The sequence below is a fragment of the Musicola keenii genome (assembly GCF_014855505.1).
Lineage (GTDB): Bacteria > Pseudomonadota > Gammaproteobacteria > Enterobacterales > Enterobacteriaceae > Musicola > Musicola paradisiaca.
Genome location: NZ_JAAWVW010000029.1, coordinates 1 through 21,599, shown reverse-complemented (window position 1 = coordinate 21,599; position 21,599 = coordinate 1). Strand labels below are relative to the sequence as shown.

General features: G+C 49.9%; 18 protein-coding genes, 2 tRNA genes and 1 pseudogene. 10 read left to right on the top strand and 11 right to left on the bottom strand.

What is annotated here, in order from left to right; genetic code table 11:
- The first annotated feature begins 314 nt into the window (after positions 1-314).
- Positions 315-782, top strand: a complete 468-nt coding sequence (locus HEP82_RS18725) for an outer membrane lipoprotein (RefSeq protein ID WP_192459453.1) — start codon at positions 315-317, stop codon at positions 780-782.
- A 145-nt stretch (positions 783-927) separates the two neighbouring features.
- On the opposite strand, the gene slyA is transcribed toward HEP82_RS18725, so the two are convergent.
- Positions 928-1,365, bottom strand: coding sequence for a transcriptional regulator SlyA (gene slyA, locus HEP82_RS18720; protein WP_012765303.1), 438 nt, complete (start codon positions 1,363-1,365; stop codon positions 928-930).
- Between the two features lie 176 nt (positions 1,366-1,541).
- A complete protein-coding gene (locus HEP82_RS18715) occupies positions 1,542-1,781 on the bottom strand; it encodes a DUF1289 domain-containing protein (protein ID WP_192459452.1) in 240 nt (79 codons plus the stop codon).
- Positions 1,782-1,996: 215 nt separating this feature from the next.
- Here HEP82_RS18715 and gloA point away from each other — a divergent pair, with 215 nt between their 5' ends.
- Complete coding sequence (gene gloA, locus HEP82_RS18710; protein ID WP_192459451.1) at positions 1,997-2,404, top strand: lactoylglutathione lyase; 408 nt, start codon at positions 1,997-1,999, stop codon at positions 2,402-2,404.
- A 119-nt stretch (positions 2,405-2,523) separates the two neighbouring features.
- The gene (gene rnt, locus HEP82_RS18705; protein ID WP_192459450.1) at positions 2,524-3,201 is read left to right on the top strand and encodes a ribonuclease T; all 678 of its coding nucleotides are present in this window, start codon (positions 2,524-2,526) and stop codon (positions 3,199-3,201) included.
- Positions 3,202-3,251: 50 nt separating this feature from the next.
- On the opposite strand, the gene HEP82_RS18700 is transcribed toward rnt, so the two are convergent.
- Complete coding sequence (locus tag HEP82_RS18700) at positions 3,252-3,596, bottom strand: Grx4 family monothiol glutaredoxin (protein ID WP_012765300.1); 345 nt, start codon at positions 3,594-3,596, stop codon at positions 3,252-3,254.
- Between the two features lie 320 nt (positions 3,597-3,916).
- Here HEP82_RS18700 and HEP82_RS18695 point away from each other — a divergent pair, with 320 nt between their 5' ends.
- Positions 3,917-4,987 (top strand): C40 family peptidase, encoded by a 1,071-nt coding sequence (locus tag HEP82_RS18695; protein WP_407938303.1) that lies wholly within the window; start codon positions 3,917-3,919, stop codon positions 4,985-4,987.
- A gap of 147 nt (positions 4,988-5,134) precedes the next feature.
- Here the strand turns inward: HEP82_RS18695 and cydH are convergent, their stop codons facing one another.
- The gene (gene cydH / locus HEP82_RS18690) at positions 5,135-5,224 is read right to left on the bottom strand and encodes a cytochrome bd-I oxidase subunit CydH (protein WP_192459449.1); all 90 of its coding nucleotides are present in this window, start codon (positions 5,222-5,224) and stop codon (positions 5,135-5,137) included.
- 372 nt (positions 5,225-5,596) lie between these two features.
- Here cydH and purR point away from each other — a divergent pair, with 372 nt between their 5' ends.
- Together purR and cfa are read left to right on the top strand one after the other, a co-directional pair.
- Positions 5,597-6,622 carry an HTH-type transcriptional repressor PurR gene (gene purR, locus HEP82_RS18685; protein ID WP_192459448.1) on the top strand — a complete coding sequence of 342 codons (1,026 nt, stop codon included), beginning with the start codon at positions 5,597-5,599 and terminating at the stop codon, positions 6,620-6,622.
- A 332-nt stretch (positions 6,623-6,954) separates the two neighbouring features.
- Positions 6,955-8,106 carry a cyclopropane fatty acyl phospholipid synthase gene (cfa, locus tag HEP82_RS18680; RefSeq protein ID WP_192459447.1) on the top strand — a complete coding sequence of 384 codons (1,152 nt, stop codon included), beginning with the start codon at positions 6,955-6,957 and terminating at the stop codon, positions 8,104-8,106.
- 138 nt (positions 8,107-8,244) lie between these two features.
- Here cfa and HEP82_RS18675 read toward each other — a convergent pair whose 3' ends face one another.
- Complete coding sequence (locus tag HEP82_RS18675) at positions 8,245-8,895, bottom strand: riboflavin synthase subunit alpha (protein WP_192459446.1); 651 nt, start codon at positions 8,893-8,895, stop codon at positions 8,245-8,247.
- 420 nt (positions 8,896-9,315) lie between these two features.
- Between HEP82_RS18675 and HEP82_RS18670 the strand changes: the two genes are divergently transcribed.
- The 3 genes from HEP82_RS18670 to HEP82_RS18660 all read left to right on the top strand — a co-directional run bounded on the left by HEP82_RS18670 (position 9,316) and on the right by HEP82_RS18660 (position 11,336).
- Positions 9,316-10,689: an MATE family efflux transporter gene (locus HEP82_RS18670; RefSeq protein ID WP_192459445.1), complete on the top strand. Its 1,374-nt coding sequence runs from the start codon at positions 9,316-9,318 to the stop codon at positions 10,687-10,689.
- Positions 10,690-10,838: 149 nt separating this feature from the next.
- A tRNA-Val gene (locus HEP82_RS18665) sits at positions 10,839-10,915 on the top strand.
- Positions 10,916-11,259: 344 nt separating this feature from the next.
- A tRNA-Val gene (locus tag HEP82_RS18660) sits at positions 11,260-11,336 on the top strand.
- Between the two features lie 134 nt (positions 11,337-11,470).
- Here the strand turns inward: HEP82_RS18660 and HEP82_RS18655 are convergent.
- From HEP82_RS18655 to licT, 6 genes and pseudogenes are all read right to left on the bottom strand, one after another.
- Positions 11,471-11,646 (bottom strand): annotated as a pseudogene (locus tag HEP82_RS18655) (winged helix-turn-helix domain-containing protein); the annotation flags it as partial.
- Positions 11,647-11,939: 293 nt separating this feature from the next.
- Positions 11,940-13,127 carry an alpha/beta hydrolase-fold protein gene (locus HEP82_RS18650; protein WP_192459444.1) on the bottom strand — a complete coding sequence of 396 codons (1,188 nt, stop codon included), beginning with the start codon at positions 13,125-13,127 and terminating at the stop codon, positions 11,940-11,942.
- Positions 13,128-13,194: 67 nt separating this feature from the next.
- Entirely contained in the window at positions 13,195-14,793 is a 1,599-nt protein-coding gene (locus HEP82_RS18645; RefSeq protein WP_192459443.1) for a carbohydrate porin, read from the bottom strand.
- 126 nt (positions 14,794-14,919) lie between these two features.
- On the bottom strand, positions 14,920-16,317 hold the full coding sequence (locus tag HEP82_RS18640; RefSeq protein ID WP_192459442.1) for a glycoside hydrolase family 1 protein: 1,398 nt from the start codon (positions 16,315-16,317) through the stop codon (positions 14,920-14,922).
- Positions 16,318-16,347: 30 nt separating this feature from the next.
- A complete protein-coding gene (bglF, locus tag HEP82_RS18635) occupies positions 16,348-18,258 on the bottom strand; it encodes a PTS beta-glucoside transporter subunit IIABC (RefSeq protein ID WP_192459441.1) in 1,911 nt (636 codons plus the stop codon).
- Positions 18,259-18,516: 258 nt separating this feature from the next.
- Positions 18,517-19,371: a BglG family transcription antiterminator LicT gene (gene licT / locus HEP82_RS18630; RefSeq protein ID WP_192459440.1), complete on the bottom strand. Its 855-nt coding sequence runs from the start codon at positions 19,369-19,371 to the stop codon at positions 18,517-18,519.
- Between the two features lie 654 nt (positions 19,372-20,025).
- Here licT and pykF point away from each other — a divergent pair.
- On the top strand, positions 20,026-21,435 hold the full coding sequence (gene pykF, locus HEP82_RS18625) for a pyruvate kinase PykF (protein ID WP_192459439.1): 1,410 nt from the start codon (positions 20,026-20,028) through the stop codon (positions 21,433-21,435).
- Positions 21,436-21,599 lie beyond the last annotated feature (164 nt).

The window sequence follows — 21,599 nt, the reverse complement described above, 5'->3', positions numbered from 1 at the left end:
AAAACGAGAGTTCGTGGTTGATTAAGACTAATAAAAATAGCACGTTATCTTCATTTTTAGTGCTTTTTTGCATTTTCTGTTATGCTAATGACAAATTAGTCAAAAAGTCACCATTTGACACAGTTTTTCAGAAAAATGCGCCTTCACAGACAGCTCTTGAATACGTTTATTATCAATATAGGCGCACAGATCTATTCTGGCTGTCATCAAACAGTGGAATGAGGCTTTTAGCCACACCATGATTTGATTGTAAACCATACGTCGGCTCAAGGCGCCGCCGCACCGACACAGCGATAAAACAGGAGTCCTTATCTATGATGAAACGTTTTCTTGTGATGACATTAGCAAGTATCACACTGGCTGGTTGCGCCAATACCAGCACCCTTTCAGGAGACGTTTACAGCGCATCTGAAGCCAAACAGGTTCAGACCGTTACTTACGGTACGATCGTTTCTACCCGCCCGGTACAAATTCAGGCAGGTGAAGAAAACAATATGATCGGTACCCTCGGTGGGGCGGTATTGGGAGGATTGGTTGGTAACACCGTCGGCCGAGGAACAGGCCGTACCCTCGCAACCGCTGCCGGCGCGGTTGCCGGCGGCGTGGCAGGAAACAGTATTGAAGGTGCAGTCAACCGGGTTCAGGGCGTAGAACTGGAAATCCGCAAAGATGATGGGTCAACCATTATGGTTGTGCAGAAACAAGGAGATACGAAATTCCGTGTCGGTCAGCGCGTTGCAATGGCCAGTAACGGACGCTCAATTACCGTCTCCCCTCGTTGATACCAAATCGTTAATCACCACCCAGTGTGGGTGGTGATTAACTGAATGACTAAATGCCAACAGATATTTTTTAATACCATTAATTAACATTAACGTTGCTGGAATTTAAATTTCATTCGCCAGAATATTTACTCTTTCTATTAATTCAGGCCTGGTGCTCGTGCAATGCCAATATGTTTCTTTCCAGCCTAGATATTATAGTGGATAATTCATTTACCTCTTCCGGCGTAATGCCATCTAATATTTCGCAGCGAGTCTGATCAATAACATCATTCACCGCCTGTATGATAGGGTCAGCCATATCAGTCAGCATAATACGTTTGGCACGTCGATCATGTGCGCAAATATGGCGGGTAATCAGCCCTTTATCTTCCAGTTGATCCAGCGTCCTGACCAACGAAGGCTGTTCAATACCTATCGCTTTCGCCAACTGAATTTGGGACTGCCCCGGGGGCAGTTGGTGTATATTATGCAAAGTAACCCAATGAGTTTGCGTGAGCTCCAAGGGTTTCAAGCGGTGGTCAATCAAAGCGCGCCATACACGAACCAACCGGGCTAAATCAGATCCTAACGGCAATTCCATCACCTCTCCTTATAATTAGCATGCTAAGTTACATCCCTGGATTGCAATCAATTCTGATTTAAAAAAAATGAACCGACAGAAAAGCGTCTTATTGTTATAAAAACTATTCTAGCAAATAATAATTAATTAAAAATGATCTTGAACTTAATTTATATCATTAAATATCACAATACATCTTAAAACAAGGTTGGATGATCGTCCCCGGAAGATACTGAAATTCTCTCTCCACGTTGAGCGCGCTTCATCCTTTGTCGACATAAACGCAGCACATCCTGTTTTTCAGGATCAGTCAATTTTCCCCAATTAAATCTCTCTTCACGGCTTCGAAAACAACCACGGCAATACCCTCGGTTATCCGCCTGGCAGATTCCTCGACACGGATTAGGCACAGGGAAAAGTTCAAGCTGCTCAGCCACAGGACCTCCTCATCTGACCTTGTTATTGAAGCGTTGTTCCGAACAACTGGCAAGTACTGTGTGCCTCCGTCGCCTAAAATCAGCACACAGACAATATTAATGCTCACCGTTTCGGAACTGCGCCGGTTTGAACTCGCTCCATCAACGACGTTATACTGCTGGCCTGCCATGCTAACCGGCTTACGGTTAACCTACTGATGACAATAGGGGTCATTATGCGTTTACTTCATACTATGCTGCGCGTCGGCGATTTATCGCGTTCTATTGATTTCTACACCAACGTGTTAGGTATGCGTCTACTGCGCACCAGCGAGAATCCAGAATACAAATACTCCCTGGCGTTTGTCGGTTATACAGAAGAAAGCGAAGGCGCTGTTATCGAATTAACCTATAACTGGGGCGTAGACAGTTACGATTTGGGCACCGCCTTCGGGCACATTGCTCTGGGCGTTGATAACGTCGCCGCGACATGTGACGCCATTCGGCTGGCTGGCGGTAAAGTCACCCGTGAAGCAGGCCCGGTTAAAGGTGGAACGACGATTATCGCCTTCGTGGAAGATCCCGACGGTTATAAGATCGAGCTGATTGAACGCTCACAAGCCGGACAGGGTCTGGGCAACTGATCCCTCTATTAATGTCAGGTTTCTGCGGTAAATAGATGCCTGACATTTCTTTGTTGCTGCATTGCATGCCTTGCTGAACTCACCGCTGTGTACGCTGTATTTTCTAAAGAAAGAGACAAATGGCTGAAAAAGAAAAAAACAATCCGAATGCGTTGAACGCACGTTTCCGCGGTTTCTATCCTGTCGTCATTGATGTGGAAACTGCCGGATTTAATGCACAAACCGACGCCTTGCTGGAAATTGCCGCCGTGACCCTGAAAATGGATGACAACGGTTGGTTGCAGCCGGATGAAACACTCCATTTTCATGTAGAGCCATTTGAAGGCGCCATCCTGAATCCCGATGCATTGGCATTTAACGGTATTGACCCGACCAACCCTTTGCGCGGCGCAGTCAGCGAATATGAAGCACTGCATGAAATTTTCAAAATGGTGCGTAAAGGTATCAAAGATAAGGGCTGTAATCGCGGGATCGTCGTAGCGCACAATGCAGCGTTCGATCACAGTTTTCTTATGGCAGCGGCGGAGCGTTGCGGGTTAAAGCGTAATCCCTTTCACCCTTTCGTTACATTTGATACCACATCGCTCAGTGGCCTGGTGCTTGGGCAGACCGTTTTGGCCAAAGCCTGCATCACAGCAGACATTTTATTCGACTCCAGTCAGGCACACTCTGCGCTTTATGACACCCAGCGGACAGCAGAACTGTTTTGCGAACTGGTTAACCGGTGGAAAAAATTGGGAGGATGGCCGCTTGCCGTTGAAGACAACGGCAACGATAGCGCCGTCAATGCGAACTGATCTACAGTGAGTGGAGGAACCAGGCAGCCTGATGCTGCCTGGCTAGGTACTTATTGATCATCCTGTTGGGATTGGTGCTTGGCCGCAGTTTCCTTGATCAATTTTTGCAATTCACCGCGCTGATACATTTCAACGACGATATCACAACCGCCAATCAACTCACCGTCGACCCATAACTGGGGGAATGTCGGCCAGTTGGCGTATTTGGGCAATTCGGCGCGGATATCCGGATTTTGCAGAATATCAACGTAAGCGAAACGCTCCCCACATGCCGACAACGCCTGCACTGCCTGTGCGGAAAAACCACAGCTCGGCAATTTCGGTGAACCTTTCATGTAGAGCAGAATCGGATTTTCAGCGATCTGACGCTGAATTTTTTCGAGAGTTGTCGTCATTTATTGCTTCCTCAAGCGCGAGATGACCGGACGTCCGGTCATATGACTAGCGGTAGGTATTACAACACCGCCGCTGACGTTCCGTATTTTAACGATAGCGACAACGACAAAAAAACGCTATCTTTTGTAGGGTTATCGACGGGCATTCTTGAACTGGCGGAATTATCGACGGGCAGAGCAACAATTGCACAGTAAAAAGCTGCCATTAATGATTTCTCACTATTTTGTAATGAAGAAACACCGAATCCGGCTTTTTTATCGAACCAGTTTCAGGAATACTCTGCGGATTGAACGATTGAGGACAACATTCGGTCAGAATAATGATGCGTTTACTTATTACGCTTTTTTTATTGGTTTTCAGCAACCTTTTCTCTTTGGCTCAGGCAGCGACACATTCAGCGACATCACCGCGCAAAGCCAGCGTGGATAACGTCAATGCTGATGAAACAGCCAAAAAACATAAGCTGGTCAAAAGCGCCAGAAAAGGCGTCGCTTCCGCACCAGAGAAAAAAGAAGATGTGAAAAAAAGCACACTGACGTCGGCTGTAGCTCGCCACAGTAAATCTGCATCCAAAAGCATCGACAGTAAAAAAACCGCAAAAGACCAAACTGCGGCGCCCTCTCACAACAAGAAAACCACACATACCAGCAGCGCATCGACAAAAGAAGTGGTGTCATCTCAGGCGAACCGCATCGCCGATAGTAGAAGCGCAACAGCGAAAGAGTCACATCAGGCCAATAACGCCATCATCAAACAAGAGCCGGTCGCTCATGGCAGGAATAAAAACAACGTGCATGAAACCGCTCAGAAAAATCGTCATGCCGCTGCCATAAAGAAACCAGAGACAGCCCAGGCAGCCACGAAGCACAGAAAAGGCCTGGCGGAAAGCGACGGTGAAAACATCGGCGCCGTACACGGCAAAACGACAAAGGGCAAGCAGGATAAAACAACGCTGGCCTTAAATGCCGCGCATAAAAAGCGCTATCAACACGCGAAAACTGCGGCAATGAACAAACTGATGAGCCAGATTGGTAAACATTATCAATGGGGTGGTTCTTCGCCGTCCGCCGGTTTTGATTGCAGCGGGTTGGTCTATTATGCCTACAAAGATTTGGTGAAAATCCCTATTCCGCGTACCGCCAACGAAATGTTTCATCTACGCGACGCCGCCCCCATCAAGAAGGCCGAACTGGAAAGCGGCGACCTGGTGTTTTTCCGTATCACTAACCGGGGAGCAGCGGATCACGTAGGGGTGTATCTGGGCAATGGCCGGTTTATTCAGTCTCCTCGCTCCGGTGCTGATATTAAAATCAGCAAGTTAAGCGAAGATTACTGGCAGGAGCATTATGTTGGCGCTCGCCGTGTCGTGACCCCAAAAACCATCCGTTAAGTCGCCTTCGGCAACCGTAAGACCATCAGCTCCTTTGCTCGGGAGGTTTTTTAGAGAGACAAAAAAACCTCCCGCCGTAAAGCAGGAGGCTCTCAGAAAACACAAGTTCTGACTGCGGATACCGCTTATCAGACGCTTCTCACCGTATCAGTTAAGAACCGCTGTTAACCCCACAATAACGATGACGGTCAGTGAGACGAACGTCGTAAATAGCGACATTTTCAGATTGGTATCCATAACACTCTCCTTTAATTCACTTTCAGGTCATCTCGATAATTAAGCTACCGAACAGGCATCGGGAACAGTATAGTTCATGCGCTCTAGAGAACGATGGCAGCATTATTACCGGATTACACAGAAAAAACCTGCTTATCTGTCACAGAGATAATATGAATTACCTCTTCCACTTTCCGCCCAGATCAGACAGAATTCGCAGTTTACCGAACACACTGCGTTTGCGTTGGTGAAGCGTCAGCCCTGCCCTTCAGGTATCTCTCGGCACTCTCCTTCTGAAATCCGACTTTTGTCCAGGCAAAAGCAGGATCCACGCAGGCAAACGATTAACAATATACTTACTGCTGTAACAAGTAGGTTCAGGAGTCATTCTGCATGGCAACGATCAAAGATGTGGCAAAACGTGCTGGCGTTTCGACCACAACCGTGTCTCACGTGATCAATAAAACACGTTTCGTCGCCGAAGAGACCAAAGCCGCAGTACGTGCGGCCATTGAAGAACTACATTATTCCCCCAGCGCCGTCGCACGCAGTTTGAAAGTCAACCATACAAAATCAATCGGGCTATTGGCGACCTCCAGCGAAGCGCCGTACTTCGCCGAGATCATTGAAGCGGTGGAAAACAGCTGTTATGCCAAAGGCTATACGCTGGTGTTATGCAACTCTCACAATGATTTGGATAAACAACGCGCGTACCTTTCCATGTTGGCGCAAAAACGTGTCGACGGGCTGCTGGTCATGTGTGCGGAATATCCACCAGCATTACTGACTATGTTGGCAGATTATCGTCATATTCCCATGGTAGTGATGGATTGGGGTGAAGCACACAGTGATTTCACAGATACCATCATCGACAACGCTTTTTCCGGTGGCTATATGGCCGGACGGTATCTGATCGAACGAGGTCATCGCGATATTGGCGTCATTCCCGGGCCACAAGAACGAAATACAGGCAGCGGCCGTTATCTGGGTTTTCTCAAAGCATTGAAAGAGGCGGACATTCCCATCCGGGAAGAATGGATAGTTCAGGGTGACTTCGAGCCGGAGTCCGGCTACCGGGCTATGCATCAGATTCTGGCGCAGAAACAACGCCCCACCGCCGTTTTCTGCGGCGGCGATATCATGGCAATGGGCGCCATCTGCGCTGCCGATGAGATTGGATTGCGCGTACCGCAGGATATTTCGGTGATCGGGTATGATAACGTCCGTCACTCCCGCTATTTCACGCCAGCGTTGACCACGATCCATCAACCTAAACAACGTTTGGGACAGGCAGCATTCTCGATGCTGCTCGATCGCATCACCAGCAAACGGGAAGAATCGCAGATGATCGAAGTCCATCCGACGCTGATCGAACGGCGCTCAGTTTCTGATGGCCCATTCCGAGATTACCGCCGTTAGTCAGATGACTTTCTTATTCAACACCTATTTCTAAACCTTCAATGCTGCTTCGCCCCAAGCGGGACTTGTCCGCAAGACGAAGCAGTCATACACTTGTCACTGTCTTTCGCAATACTCGTAACCAAGAAAGATCGATCTTTTTCTATCCTGTTTGTTGGTCGTCGCACTGTTCATCACGACCAGGGATAGATGCCCTTCGCACCGGCTTTTCTCTTATTTTCCTCTGAGAACATCAGAGGTAGACGATGGATTTTTTCCACCGATACCGTTATGGGTAAAATTGTCTACGTTGTTCCTTGTTCGACACCATTCTGACAAGGTAGGGAGAAGTTATGAGTTCATCTTATGTGGAGGAACTGGGTACTCCTGAATCATCCTGGTTCCAGATTATCAACGAAATGCTGTCGGTTGCCGGTATCACCGTCAACGGCTCTCGGCCGTTTGATATTCAGGTCAAAAATCCTGACTTATACAAACGCATTCTGCGTGAAGGTTCATTGGGATTGGGTGAAAGTTACATGGACGGCTGGTGGGAATGTGAGCGACTGGATATGTTTTTCCACCGCGTATTGCGGGCGGGGCTGGAGAACCGTCTGCCTATCCGCTGGCGGGATACTCTCCGGATACTCACGGCTCGGCTGACCAACTTGCAATCCCGGCGTCGCGCCTGGATCGTCGGCAAGGAGCATTATGACCTTGGTAATGATCTGTTCACTCAAATGCTAGATCCATACATGCAATACTCCTGCGGCTACTGGAAACAAGCCGAAACGCTAGAGCAGGCTCAGCAAGACAAATTGCGCATGATCTGCGAAAAGCTACAACTACGCCAGGGAATGACACTGCTGGATATCGGTTGCGGCTGGGGTGGCCTCGCTGAATTTGCCGCACGCTACTACGGTGTTGCCGTGACTGGCGTAACCATCTCCCGCGAGCAACAAAAACTGGCGCAGCAACGCTGCCAGGATCTGGACGTCGATATTCAACTGCTGGATTATCGTGACCTCAATCGCCAGTTTGATCGCATCGTTTCCGTCGGCATGTTCGAGCACGTAGGGCCGAAGAATTACGACACTTACTTCCACGTAGTCAGCCGCAATCTCAAGCCTAATGGATTGTTTTTGTTACATACCATCGGCGCCAATCAGACCGACCTGAAAGTCGATCCCTGGATTAACAAATACATATTTCCCAATGGCTGCCTGCCATCTGTGCGCCATATTGCGCAAACCAGCGAACCGTATCTGATTATGGAAGACTGGCACAGCTTCGGCGCTGATTATGATCGTACCCTGATGGCCTGGAATGAACGTTTCCAACAACATTGGTCAAAACTGTCTGGGCACTACCCCGCACGCTTTCATCGTATGTTCAGCTATTACCTGAATGCCTGTGCCGGGGCATTTCGTGCACGCAATATTCAGCTCTGGCAAGTGCTGTTTAGCGTCTCTGGCGTGGAAGGTGGAATACGTGTGCCGCGTTAACGGCTGGCAGGCAAGGAAATGCAGACTTGCTATCCGGCACGAATAAAAAATACGGTGCGGCTATCTTAGCTGCACCGTATTTTTTTATTCAGGACGCGGCACAGGTTTCACCGTGCGGCATGACAAACGGTTCTGCCCTCAGGATCCTGCGTCGACATCTGTGGTTACAAGAGTTTGTTGCGCCTGCTGGGCCAACACCCGCTCAACCGTATCGACAATCGCCTGCGTCTGTGGGTCGATTTCAATATTAATGCGATCGCCCAGACGTTTCCGCCCCAGAGTGGTGCGATTCAGCGTCTCCGGAATCAAATGTACGCAAAAGCGGTTTCGGGTGACTTCACCAATAGTCAGGCTAATGCCGTCAATACCGATAAACCCTTTATGCAATACATACTTCATGAGTGACGGATCCGACAGACGGAACCATATCTGATGATTGTTTTCTGATGTCAGGATTTTGACGACTTCCGCTGTGCATATGATATGGCCGGACATAACATGCCCCCCAACTTCATCACCGAATTTAGCTGCCCGCTCGACGTTAACGCTATCGCCTACACCCAGGTCGCCAAGATTGGTCAACCGCAACGTTTCCTTCATCAGATCGAAACTCACCTGCCCACCATCAATAGCCGTAACGGTCAAACAAACGCCGTTATGGGCCACCGATGCGCCGGGCGCCAACCCAGGCAACAGCTCCTCAGGCAGCGCCACCACATGGGTACGAAAATTCGCTTTTTCATCAATAGACACGACCGTCGCCGTGCCCTGCACAATACCGGTAAACATGGATCTTGCCTCTTGAATCAAGGAAATACAGGCGTCGATGCCCACGCAACATCACTAAATCGCACCATAGAAATAGCTCGAAAAACGCGACAACCGTTTTTCACGACATTTCACAATAGGTTTCAGGTTCGATGCAGCGACAGGTCATGGACGAGGTTCTTTAGCCGTTAATTACTAAACTATCAGGCAGTTTGCATGATATTGGCGGGAAAACCAAACAGGATTGTCACCCGAACGAAAAAAGCGCTTTCAAGGAAGAGCCTTGCCCAATTTTATCGGCAATGCTGTCTAAAAATCCTGATAATCATTGGTTTAAGCGCCATAAATCGTTACAATATTATTCATTTTTTTATACATATAAGGATGATTGTCTTTCTCTCGAAGGAAATATCTCTCCATCCTTTTCAGGAAGGTGTCCGCGTGCAGAAGTATTTGTCAGAAGCGCGTCAGTTATTATCACTGGCGATCCCCGTCATCATCGCTCAGGTATCCCAAACCGCCATGGGGGTGGTCGATACCATTATGGCAGGCTCCTATAGCGCCACCGATATGGCCGCCGTCGCGGTAGGCACGTCGATCTGGTTGCCGGCCATCCTGTTCGGCCATGGATTACTGATGGCGCTGACGCCCGTTGTGGCGCATCTCAATGGCTCCGGCCGACGTGATCGTATCGCTCATCAAACTCGACAAGCGTTTCTACTGGCTGCGGCAATCTCAGTGGTTACGATGTTTGCGCTGGCGCAAGGGAAACATGCGATCCATTTAATGAACAACGGTTCGCCAGAACTGGCGGAAAAAGCCATTGGCTATCTGCATGCATTGCTGTGGGGTGTACCAGGCTACCTATTCTATCAAGTCTTACGCAGCCAATGCGAAGGGTTGTCCAAAACCAAGCCGGGTATGGTGATCGGTTTTATCGGCTTGCTGATCAACATTCCTATCAACTACGTCTTCATCTACGGCAAGCTCGGTATGCCGGAATTGGGCGGCATCGGTTGTGGTGTGGCGACCGCCACGGTCTATTGGGCAATGCTGCTGCTACTGGCGGGATATCTGCAGCGGGCTTACTGGCAACGCGATATTCGTCAGCGCAAAACCACCTGGCGACCAGACTGGTCAACACTCAAACGATTGTTCAATCTGGGGTTGCCGATAGCCCTGGCAATGCTGTTCGAAGTCACGCTGTTTGCGATTGTCGCCTTATTGGTACTGCCGCTCGGCGTGGTGGAAGTCGCCGGGCACCAAATTGCGCTTAATTTCAGTTCGTTGATGTTCGTGCTTCCCTTGTCTCTTGGCGTCGCCGCAACCATTCGTATCGGCCATCGCTTGGGGCAAGGTTCGGTCGACGCGGCACGCATCGCCGCTCACACCAGTATTTTGTCTGGGGTGGCGCTGGCTATCTGCACCGCTATTTTCACTATCACGCTGCGCAAACCCATCGCACTGCTTTATAACCAGAATCCAGACGTGGTCGCTATGGCGTCGCACTTGATGTTGTTGGCGGCGGTGTATCAGATATCCGATGCCGTTCAGGTCATCGGCAGTGGCGTACTGCGCGGTTACAAAGATACCCGTGCCATCTTCTTCATTACCTTTATCGCCTACTGGGTATTGGGGTTGCCAAGCGGTTACATCCTGGCGCTAACGGATTGGGTAGTACCACACATGGGCCCCGCCGGATTCTGGTGCGGATTCATCATCGGGCTGACGTCCTCCGCCATCATGATGGTATCGCGCATTCGTTGGGTACAGCGCCAGCCGGCAGAACTGACACTGACTCGCGCGGCACGCTAAATGGCAAGTGGTGAAAAAAACAACGCCTTGACTACAAGCTCGTCAATCGGACTGATAAGGGCGGCAATTTTGTGTTTTTCCTCTTGCCAGCGGACATTTGGCCCGTTAATATTCGTCCCCGCTGTCACGCTGGCAGCGGCATTATAAATGCGTTCATAGCTCAGTTGGTTAGAGCACCACCTTGACATGGTGGGGGTCGTTGGTTCGAGTCCAATTGAACGCACCAAATTCTGACACCCGGATAATCACTTGGTTATCCGGGTGTTTTTTTATGCCTGACGGGAAACCACAGTCTGTGAGCATGCGCATCCATCAATATGGTTCCAGCCTTAATCGGCTGTGGTATTGCATCTCATTGAACAGGTCAAACGTGTTTTTAAGGATCAGGTGTTGAAGGCGCCGCATCGGGTTTCGGCGAAACATTCATCACTTGGTCGCCGCACCAGGACAAAGCGCTTGCCATTCTGCCCCAACCCGTCCATAATCGCGCCCATTCCATTATGTGGAATGAATAATTAATACATATCAATGGGTTAATTAAATTCAACGTTCTGTTGATGACGCCAAAATGCGACCGTAGCTCAGTTGGTTAGAGCACCACCTTGACATGGTGGGGGTCGGTGGTTCGAGTCCACTCGGTCGCACCATTCCAGATTTCGCTGTTTCTCCCCGTTCTCTACTAAATAACTTCTCGTATTGCCGTTCCACTTTAGTCAGGCCAGGTTGGTTATCGGGGGAAGGTAAAGGGGCATTCATAAACCGTGTTACCTGTTTCAGTAACTACCACAATGAGAGGCCGACGCCTGAGCCAGACCATACCGACCTGTTTGAGATATCGGTGCAAGGTGGGGCGATGAAGCGTCACGTCAAAAGCCGGTTGACGACGCGGGCTAGTAACGCCGTGCTCCAGCAGGAGCGCCGCCAGCCAAAATCTTTTGGCGAACGTTGAACCAGCAGCATTGCCGGCAACTACGTCATCGCCAATCCGTTATTCGCCATGCGGACATTCGCCTGATGCCGCCGTCGCGTCTGCTATCGCGCAGGGTATCGCTCGCTTGTCAATGTGCCGACGGGCGCGGAGTATGCCATTGTCGAAGACAAACACCGCGCTACATCATGAGGGCTGTCAGCGCATCGTGCGCAGCGATCAGCCCTCTTACGATCATCGCATCACCGGGTATGAACCACGGCAAAGCCATCGTCCACATTGCTGTTGGCAGCATGGCTGGCCATCACCCGGGATGTTTCTGTTATTTGAAAATCTTCTGCACAAATTCGACGTATGCCGGACGCCAGACATCCATCTCATGTCCCAAACCGGGGTACTGCATGTAATCAAACCTTACGCCCTGCTGTTCCAGCAGTTTCTTCAGGCCGGCAATGTCTTTTCCGGTAACGGAATCTTTTTCGCCAACAGCCACAGTGAAGTTGCGCAGTTGCTGATTAACCTGCTGTGCTTTCGCCAACTGAGCCGAAACCAGTGCGTTGGGAACTGTCTCGGTAGTGACGCCGCTAAACGTCGCCAACCAACCGAAATGATCCAGATGGCTCATACCGGAGACCAGCGCCTGATACCCACCCTGAGACAACCCGGCCAATGCACGACCGTCGGCATCATGCCTTACGTTGTAGCGCTGACTGATCAGCGGGATGATGTCGTGAATCAACTCCCGATCGGCCGCCGCCGCATTGCGCGGGTAGAAGGTTTTACGCCGTTCTTGGGGTGGGAAATCCTCCGCGACGGCATCCGCGACTTCGGTTTCCGTATCGGGGATCACCACCAGCATGGGGGCGATTTTTTTCTCCGCCAGCAAGTTATCCATGATCTGCGGGATCCGCCCCTGCGCCACCGCAGAACTCCCGGTATCGCCAAACCCATGATAGAAATAGAGCACTGGTAACGGTTTGCTGTCTTTATCGCTGTATCCCGGCGGCGTCCAGACATAGAGCTGACGTTCCGTTTTCAGCGTACTGGAATGATAAGTAACGGTACGCAGATCGCCGTGCGGCACCCGGCGAATGTCCAGCAGACTGCCCGGTACCAGAATCATGCTGGTGTTGACCTGACGCTGTGGCTTGGGCAGCGCGCTGCCGGTATCACCGCTGCGAAAGCCATCTACATTGAAGAAATATTCATACAGGTTGGGCTTCATCGGCGCACTACTAAAAGACCACACGCCCAGCTCGTTTTTGCTCATAGGATGAACCACCCAGCTTTCCGGCGTGGCGCCAGTGATGACGCTGACCGATTTGGCCTCCGGCGCAAACAAACGGAAGGTAATGCTGTGGTCTGGGTTGACCTGCGAAACATAATCACGGGTCGCTACATCCATCCGTGGAAATGCCGGGATCCCGCTCTGTGCGGCATTCGCCATCACCGGCGTCAGCAGGCTCAAGCTTGAGATCAACAGGTACAGACAGGTTTTTTTCGTTCTCATCGTTATAACCTCTTAATACGTTAAATAGGGTAACTATGTGCTTATCGTTCAACACAGCCACTCGGCATTACCACCAGACTTCCGCCTGTACGCCCACCGTGAACTGGTTTTTCTTACTGTCCGCAAAAGTGAATTGATCCAAATCGTTATCCAGCACCCGGAGATAAGTCCCGTAGAAACGGATTTCCGGGCGAGAGTTAAACATGCTGGTATCCACCTTGAGGGTGTGGAACAACGTGGTCTTATAACCAGACTCGGTGAAATATTTACCGGACTGGTTCTTATTGCTTTGGGTGAAATAGCCGGTCTCAACCCCGGTCTGGTTATAGTTATCCCAAATATACGCCGGACGGATCACCGCACGCATGCTGTCAAAATCGGTGTGCGCACCGGTATCATAGCTATACACATCCTGACCACGGATATACACCAGCGCACTGGCCATAATCACATCAGGGCGCAGGTACATTTCCCCTTGTGAAATCAGGCGCAACGCCGTTCCCCCCGAATGATCGCCATAATACTTACCATTGACCGCCACAAACGGGCTCGATCCCGCATAACGCGCCAAACTGCTGGCGATAGAGTTATTCGCCATCTGCGCGGTAAACTCATTGAACCCGTTGTTCGGTAATGCCTGACGCAGAACCACGCCGCCCAGCCACGAATCTTTCAGCGGGAAATAGTTATTGCTGCTCTCGTTATTTTTCTGGGTGTCGTTCTTGTTGGCCATGGCGTACTTACCAAGCACCATCAGACTGGCGCCATTCCATAACGGGATCCCTTTATAGCGGGCCTCCACCGCATTGGTGTTCAGCGTCTGGTATTTGGTCAGATCACGGTTGTAAACATCCAGATCTTCGCGCGTCAGAGCGATATCCACCGAGCCGATGCCCGCCTTCAAGTTCTCGATCCCAACGCCCGCCGCGGCGTCTGTTCTATTACTCTTCCAGTCCAGCATCTGGATTTCGTACACTGGCAGAGCATGTTTGCCCACCCAGAAATCCGCTTCAGGCGCAAATGGCAGGAACCCTTTGGTTGTCAGGTAAATATCCGAGAATTGCAGTTTATTTTCATTGCTGCTGTCTTCGCCGAACCAGGCGCTGGAGTACGACTGCCCCACGTTGCCGTCCAGTTTGATGACGCCATACGCCGTTTTACCGTCTTTGTTGTACACCCGTTGTTTCAGTATCAGATCATACCAACTGGAGTGTTCATTGCCGAACCGGCCCAGCGAGCCGATAGCCCAGGATTTCGGTGCGCCTTTCGTCCCCGTCGCCCATCCTGAGCGGAAATAGCCGGAATAGGTAAAACCGATATCCTCTTTAACATACTGACTCAGTTCATGCAGCGTCATGGATTGCGTGGGTGATAAGCCTGCCGCAGCAGTTCCGGGCACCGATGCGCCATTGTCGGTTTTAACCGCAGCAGTTGAGGCTGTTTTCGCCGCCGTACCGCTTTCGGCCGATTTATCTTTCACCAGTACGATATTTCTATTATTTTTTTTCTCCTGCTCTTTATATTGCTGTAATTCAAGCTTCGTATCCCGAAGATCTTTTTCCAGTGCAGCCAAGCGCTCCTCTACCGACATGGAGGCAGACAACGCCGAATAGGAGACCGGATACAACAGGCTTAATATCAACAGATAACTCTTTTTTATTTTCATAATGACCTTCCCTATTATGTGGAAATTGACCCGCAATAAAAATGGACATCACACTCATTGGTATTTTTCGGGCAAACGCCACCCTGCGGATAATAATAATCCGCAGGGCAAAGTTACTTTTAACTATTATTTTTTTAGCATGCTGCCTTTACTGGAAATAACGGATTGATACCAGTAAAAGCTTTTTTTCCGCTTACGTTCCAAACTACCATTACCCTGATCGTCCCGATCAACATAGATAAACCCATAGCGCTTCGATATTTCCGCTTTGGATGCGCTGACCAGATCTATCGGCCCCCAACAGGTATATCCTAATACATCGACACCATCCTCAATCGCTTCGCCAACCTGCACCAGATGATCATTCAGGTATTTAATGCGGTAGTCATCATTAATTGAACCATCAGCTTCAATATTATCTCTGGCACCAAGACCATTCTCGACGATAAATAATGGCTTTTGGTAGCGGTCATACAAGAAATTTAATAAATACCGTAATCCTTCCGGATCGATTTGCCAGCCCCACTCCGAACTTTCCAAATAAGGATTCGGTACCATATTTAATATATTGGCGCGCGCTTTTTCCACTTCGGCTTCATCAGCGCTAACGCACCCCGTCATGTAATAGCTGAAAGAGATGAAATCAACGGTCGACTGCAGATCAAGACGATCCTGCTCGGTAATATCCAGCGTGATGTTTTTTTCTTTGAAAAAACGACGCATATATGCAGGATAAGCGCCCCGCACCTGAACATCGCCGAAAAACAGCCATTCCCGGTTCTGATGCAGGCTTTCCATGACATCCTGCGGCTTACAGGTCAACGGATAGAGTAATGCGCCCAGCATCATGTTGCCGATACGGGCATCGGGGATGATATCGTGACACGCCTTAACCGCCCGGGCGCTGGCGACCAGCTGATGGTGAATCGCCTGATAAATGGCCGGCAGCTCACTGCCCCGCGCCAGTCCGACACCGGTAAAGGGCTCATGCAGGGACATATTGATTTCATTGAACGTCAGCCACAGTTTCACCTTGTGCTGATAACGTTGAAAAACAGTACGTGCATAGCGTTCAAAACAGTCAATGGTCTGGCGGTTGCCCCAGCCGCCGTGGTTCTTCACCAGACCGTAGGGCATTTCATAATGCGACAGCGTCACCAGCGGCTGAATACCGTATCTGGCTAGCTCGTCGAACAGACGATCATAAAAGGCCAGTCCCGCCTCGTTGGGTTGCGTTTCATCCCCCTGTGGGAAAATACGTGTCCAGGCGATGGACACGCGCAGGCAGGAAAAACCCATTTCTGCAAACAACGCAATATCCTGCGGATAGCGGTGATAAAAATCGATTGCGACATCCTTAAGGGAAAACTCCTCGGAATGACGCACTTTGATATCGCCAAAAATGCCCTGGGGCTGCAAATCAGATGTGGAAAGCCCTTTGCCATCATCCAGATAGGCGCCTTCGACCTGATTGGCGGCGATAGCGCCGCCCCACAGGAAATGTTCAGGGAAAATACTGCTCATCGATCTACTCCTTTCCTTACATACAACAATTCAGTTCAGCAATGCCATCAACGGCGTCTTCGCCTGTACCGGCCCTGTCGCCATCGGCACTACCGAGGCATAGTCGTCGCTATTGGTAATAACGATGGGGGTGGTGGTGTCGTATCCCTCGGCGGCAATCGCCTGTTGATCGAATTCCAACAACAGATCACCCGGACTGACGGAGTCGCCGACATTGACGTGCGGTGTAAAGTGGCGACCATCCAGCTTAACGGTGTCGATCCCTACATGAATCAACACTTCCGCGCCACCGGCTGAGGCCAGCCCAATAGCATGATGCGTTTTAAAGAGTGAGGCGACGGTTCCCGCAACCGGCGAATAGAGCCGGCCTTCGGTCGGTTGAATAGCGATACCGCTGCCCATCAATCCACTGGCGAAAGTGCGATCATCAATGCTTTCCAGTGGGATTGCCGTACCGGTCAGCGGGCTTTGCAGTGTTTCATCCTGCACGCCAGCCGCGTCGGATATGTCAACCGTCGAACCGGAATCGCCCGATGCCGACAAAGGCGCTGGCGGTACGCTCTGAACGCTTGCTGACGGAATACCCACCGCCCAACTGGCGATGCCGGCGAAGAAAAACGCCACCAACGTACCTATCACACCCGCCCAGAAACTGCTGTCAATACCCGCGGCGGGAATGATCTGCGTGAAGGTGAAAATGCTCGGCAAACCAAAGGAATAGATGGTGGTATGGAAATATCCCATGATCGCCGCGCCGATAGCGCCGCCGATACAGCCGAAGATAAACGGCCGACGTAACGGCAGCGTCACACCGTATACCGCCGGTTCGGTGATGCCGAATATCGCTGCGGAAAACGCAGAACCGGCAATCCCTTTCTGTTTCATATCACGGGTGCGCAGCAGGATCCCAAGCGTTGCCCCTGCCTGCCCTAATACCGCTGGCGTTAACAGCGGCAACAGCGTGTCATGGCCCATCACGCTCAGGTTATTGAGCATCAACGGAACAAATCCCCAGTGCAGCCCGAAAATCACGCACACCTGCCACATCGCCCCCATGACCGCGCCGGCCAGCAGCGAGTTGAGGCTATACAACCATTGATATCCGGCAGCTAGCGTTTGGCTGAGCCAGGTGGCGCTGGGCCCAATCAGCAAGAACGTCAACGGTACCGTGACCACCACGCACAGCAATGGCGTAAAGAAATTACGGATATTGGCATGCAACACAGCGTTCAGCGGCTTTTCCAACTTACTGGCGACCCAACTGGCGAAAATAATCGGAATGACCGATGAGCTATAATTCAGGAACGTGACCGGAATACCCAGAAAATACAGCATCGGGTGATCCGCCGATTGCATGGCATTAAATGCCGCGATCATCGACGGGTGAACCAACGTGGCGCCAATTACCATAGAGGTGAAAGGGTTGCCACCAAATTTTTTCCCAGCGGTATAACCCAAAATAACCGGAAAGAAATAAAACAGCGCATCGCTGGCGGCAAATAATAATTTATACGTACCGCCGCTTTCCTGCATAAACCCGAGCGCCAGACTTAATGCCAGAAAGCCTTTCAAAATACCCGATGCGGCCATAACGCCGATAAAAGGCGTAAATATACCTGAAATAATATCGATAAATCGTTCGAACAGATTTCCCTTTTTACCTTCGCCGGTCATGGCATTATCACCGTCCTGTTCGATACCGGAAACTGCCAACAGCGCCTGATAAACGTCACTGACATGGTTGCCGACGACGACCTGGAACTGTCCGCCGCTTTCTACCACCATAATCACACCCGGATTATTTTTTAATACTGTTGCATTGGCTCTGGCGTCATCCTTAAGTTTAAATCTCAGCCTGGTCGCACAGTGCATTACGCTGCTGATATTATTTTTTCCGCCAACGCCTTCCATTATTTCACTGGCTAACGTTTCGTATTTCATGGATACATCCTTAGGACTCATTCACTGCTCAGGTAAAACCGGATCACATCAGGTGCCCGACGCTGTTTTTAGACGAAAAAAAACCCAAACCCTTTTCCTTGGAATAATGCACCCAAGGAAGCTGATTTAGGTTTTGCCTGTATTCTTATTGAGAACGACAGTAACAATCCAGATTGTGCTACCGGCAGATTACCGGTTAATTTCCTGCTGACAAGCTTTTTTATTTCCCATCCGCAGTTTTGTGAACTTACGCAATATTTATTCTTCCGGCTCCACACCCTGCAATTCCGCTCTGACCCGTTCGATATGAATAGTCAGAAACATTAATTCTTCTTTGGTCAAAGAATAATGATAGTGCTGAAAAATGTGACCTTGTATTTTCTCAGCACACCGATAGGCCAGGATGTATTTCTCCCTCACTACGTCATGCAGGGATTCATCATCGCTGAATACCGTACTATTCCCCATCAAACGTTGAGCAAAAAATTTCAGATGCGTAATAAAACGGTGATAACTGAATGACTGTTCGTTGTAGTCAATATTCAGTTGGTATTTAACGATATTCAAAATTTCCTGCGTTACCCGGGTTATCTGGATGACTTCAGGCATATGGCTATCCAATTGCGCATTCACCAGATGCAGAGCGATAAACCCCGCTTCGTCCTCAGGCAACCTTACGCCCAGGCGCTGCGCTATGATGTCAAGCGCTTCCAGACCCACCAAAAACTCCTTTTGATACAATCGTTTGATTTCCCACAACAAGCCATTGCGGATATCAATGCCCTGTCGATGTCGTTCAATCGCAAAATGACAATGATCGGTCAGGGAAATATAAATACTATTTTGCAATTTTACGGATAACCGCTCCTGCGCCAGCGTGATGATTCTGTCTGCCGTTGTCACGACATCAAGCGGAATGCCGTCCAGTATTTCCCCCAGCCGGGCAGTTAACTCGCTACTGCGCAGTGAAAATACTTTTTCAATCAACCCGCTATCAATGTTATCGCCAATCCGTTTCTTAAACCCCAATCCACGTCCCATCACTACTTGTTCATTCTGATGTTCGTCGATGACGGTCACGACGTTATTATTAAGTATTTTGGCTATTTTCATTTTCTGAGCCCTGGAAACAAAAAAACCAGACAACCGCATCAGTTGGCGATCGTCTGGTTTTGCCTGCCAATGGCAGTAACAACCCTCTTTGGCTATAAACTACCATCAGCCCGCGCCAGCTCAATATTAAACAGCCAGAAACGTGATGCAGATCGATACAAAAACAAATTTTTCACCAGCCGTTTTTTCTGTTCATTATCAACATCGGTACGCCGACGATACGGACAGTGACACCGAGGGAACTTTCTCTATCGCAGGATACGTTTTAGGGCATTTGCGCAACAAGTTTGTGTAAAAGTAATAAATCGTTCATTTTTTTGCGCAAAAGCACGAAAATAGACGTTTTCCTCCGTTTAAGCGCTTGTTTCTCTTCGCATGATAACTATAATACGGAACGTCGTTTCATTGAATGGTTTCAGCGAATCACGTGCCACGATCAATAACATTTCATACATGGGTATTGCCACTGCCTTTTTCCTTTAATATTCAGGGCGATCCTACACATGTGCTTCTCTGTTACACAACGACTGTCATACACGCTATCTATACTCTCTATTTACCTGCGATTACGTACAAATCACGCCCGCTGGCAGATGCTGTCAGCCATCGGGCTCCTGCTTTCCTATCCATCACAACTTGTAGAAACTGACCGTTATGAAAAAGACTAAAATCGTTTGTACTATCGGCCCGAAAACCGAATCAGAGGAAATGCTGGGCAAGATGCTGAACGCGGGCATGAATGTCATGCGCCTCAATTTTTCCCATGGCGACTATGAAGAGCACGGACAGCGTATCAAAAACCTGCGTGCTATTGTCGAAAAAACCGGGAAGAAAGCAGCCATTCTTCTCGATACCAAAGGCCCGGAAATCCGTACCATGAAACTGGAAAACGGTGCAGATGCGGCGCTGGTTGCCGGGCAAACGTTCACATTTACCACCGATCAGAGCGTCATAGGCAATACCGAGCGTGTTGCAGTTACTTACGCCGGTTTCGCCAGCGATCTGCAGGTTGGTAATACCGTACTGGTCGACGATGGTTTGATTGGCATGGAAGTGACTGCCATCAAAGGTGGTGAAGTCGTCTGTAAGGTGCTCAACAACGGCGATCTGGGCGAAAACAAAGGCGTCAATTTGCCGGGCGTTTCCATCCAGTTGCCGGCCCTCGCCGAAAAAGATAAACGCGATCTGATCTTCGGCTGCGAACAAGGCGTAGATTTCGTGGCCGCCTCCTTTATCCGTAAGCGTTCAGACGTTGAAGAGATTCGCGCCCACCTGAAACAGCACGGTGGCGAACACATCCAGATCATTTCCAAAATCGAAAATCAGGAAGGTCTGAACAATTTTGACGACATCCTGGAAGCATCCGACGGCATCATGGTCGCTCGCGGCGATCTGGGCGTTGAAATTCCAGTCGAAGAAGTCATTTTCGCTCAGAAGATGATGATCGAAAAATGCAACCGGGCGCGGAAAGTCGTCATCACGGCAACCCAAATGCTTGACTCCATGATCAAAAACCCACGGCCAACCCGTGCGGAAGCCGGCGACGTTGCCAATGCCATCATTGACGGCACTGACGCAGTCATGCTGTCCGGCGAAAGCGCCAAGGGGAAATACCCGCTGGAAGCCGTCAGCATCATGGCGACCATTTGCGAACGCACCGATAAAGTCATGAAGCCTCGTCTGGAGAAACTGAATCAGAGCAAACTGCGTATTACCGAAGCAGTGTGCCGCGGCGCAGTAGAAACTGCCGAGCATCTGGATGCACCGTTGATCGTCGTCGCCACCCATGGCGGCAAATCAGCTAAATCAATCCGTAAATACTTCCCGAATGCGCGTATTTTGGCTCTCACCACCAACACCATCACCGCTCGTCAGTTGCTGCTGACTAAAGGTGTTGAAACTCAGTTAGTGGACGAGATCGCGTCTACCGACGATTTCTATCGCATCGGTAAAGAAGCCGCGCTGAACAGCGGTTTCGCTCAACCGGGCGATGTCGTAGTGATGGTTTCCGGCGCACTGGTCGCCAGCGGTACCACCAACACGGCCTCAGTACATCGCCTGTAATCAGGTAATGAGAACGCTTATTAAAAAAGCGCCCAGTCGGGTAATGCCGATCGTTTAAGGATCGGTTGACCGATCCGGTGGCTGATGTAAAAAGGGTTCATGTCTTCACATGGACCCTTTTTAATGGAACTTTCACAGGCCCTCGGCATTATCAACCTTACCGC

Excerpts from the sequence above, each read along its gene's own strand:
- HEP82_RS18725 (WP_192459453.1), top strand. The coding sequence starts at position 315 with ATGATGAAACGTTTTCTTGTGATGACATTAGCAAGTATCACACTGGCT.
- slyA (WP_012765303.1), bottom strand. The coding sequence starts at position 1,365 with ATGGAATTGCCGTTAGGATCTGATTTAGCCCGGTTGGTTCGTGTATGG.
- gloA (WP_192459451.1), top strand. The coding sequence starts at position 1,997 with ATGCGTTTACTTCATACTATGCTGCGCGTCGGCGATTTATCGCGTTCT.
- rnt (WP_192459450.1), top strand. The coding sequence starts at position 2,524 with ATGGCTGAAAAAGAAAAAAACAATCCGAATGCGTTGAACGCACGTTTC.
- HEP82_RS18700 (WP_012765300.1), bottom strand. The coding sequence starts at position 3,596 with ATGACGACAACTCTCGAAAAAATTCAGCGTCAGATCGCTGAAAATCCG.
- HEP82_RS18695 (WP_407938303.1), top strand. The coding sequence starts at position 3,917 with ATGATGCGTTTACTTATTACGCTTTTTTTATTGGTTTTCAGCAACCTT.
- cydH (WP_192459449.1), bottom strand. The coding sequence starts at position 5,224 with ATGGATACCAATCTGAAAATGTCGCTATTTACGACGTTCGTCTCACTG.
- purR (WP_192459448.1), top strand. The coding sequence starts at position 5,597 with ATGGCAACGATCAAAGATGTGGCAAAACGTGCTGGCGTTTCGACCACA.
- cfa (WP_192459447.1), top strand. The coding sequence starts at position 6,955 with ATGAGTTCATCTTATGTGGAGGAACTGGGTACTCCTGAATCATCCTGG.
- HEP82_RS18675 (WP_192459446.1), bottom strand. The coding sequence starts at position 8,895 with ATGTTTACCGGTATTGTGCAGGGCACGGCGACGGTCGTGTCTATTGAT.
- HEP82_RS18650 (WP_192459444.1), bottom strand. The coding sequence starts at position 13,127 with ATGAGAACGAAAAAAACCTGTCTGTACCTGTTGATCTCAAGCTTGAGC.
- HEP82_RS18645 (WP_192459443.1), bottom strand. The coding sequence starts at position 14,793 with ATGAAAATAAAAAAGAGTTATCTGTTGATATTAAGCCTGTTGTATCCG.
- HEP82_RS18640 (WP_192459442.1), bottom strand. The coding sequence starts at position 16,317 with ATGAGCAGTATTTTCCCTGAACATTTCCTGTGGGGCGGCGCTATCGCC.
- bglF (WP_192459441.1), bottom strand. The coding sequence starts at position 18,258 with ATGAAATACGAAACGTTAGCCAGTGAAATAATGGAAGGCGTTGGCGGA.
- licT (WP_192459440.1), bottom strand. The coding sequence starts at position 19,371 with ATGAAAATAGCCAAAATACTTAATAATAACGTCGTGACCGTCATCGAC.
- pykF (WP_192459439.1), top strand. The coding sequence starts at position 20,026 with ATGAAAAAGACTAAAATCGTTTGTACTATCGGCCCGAAAACCGAATCA.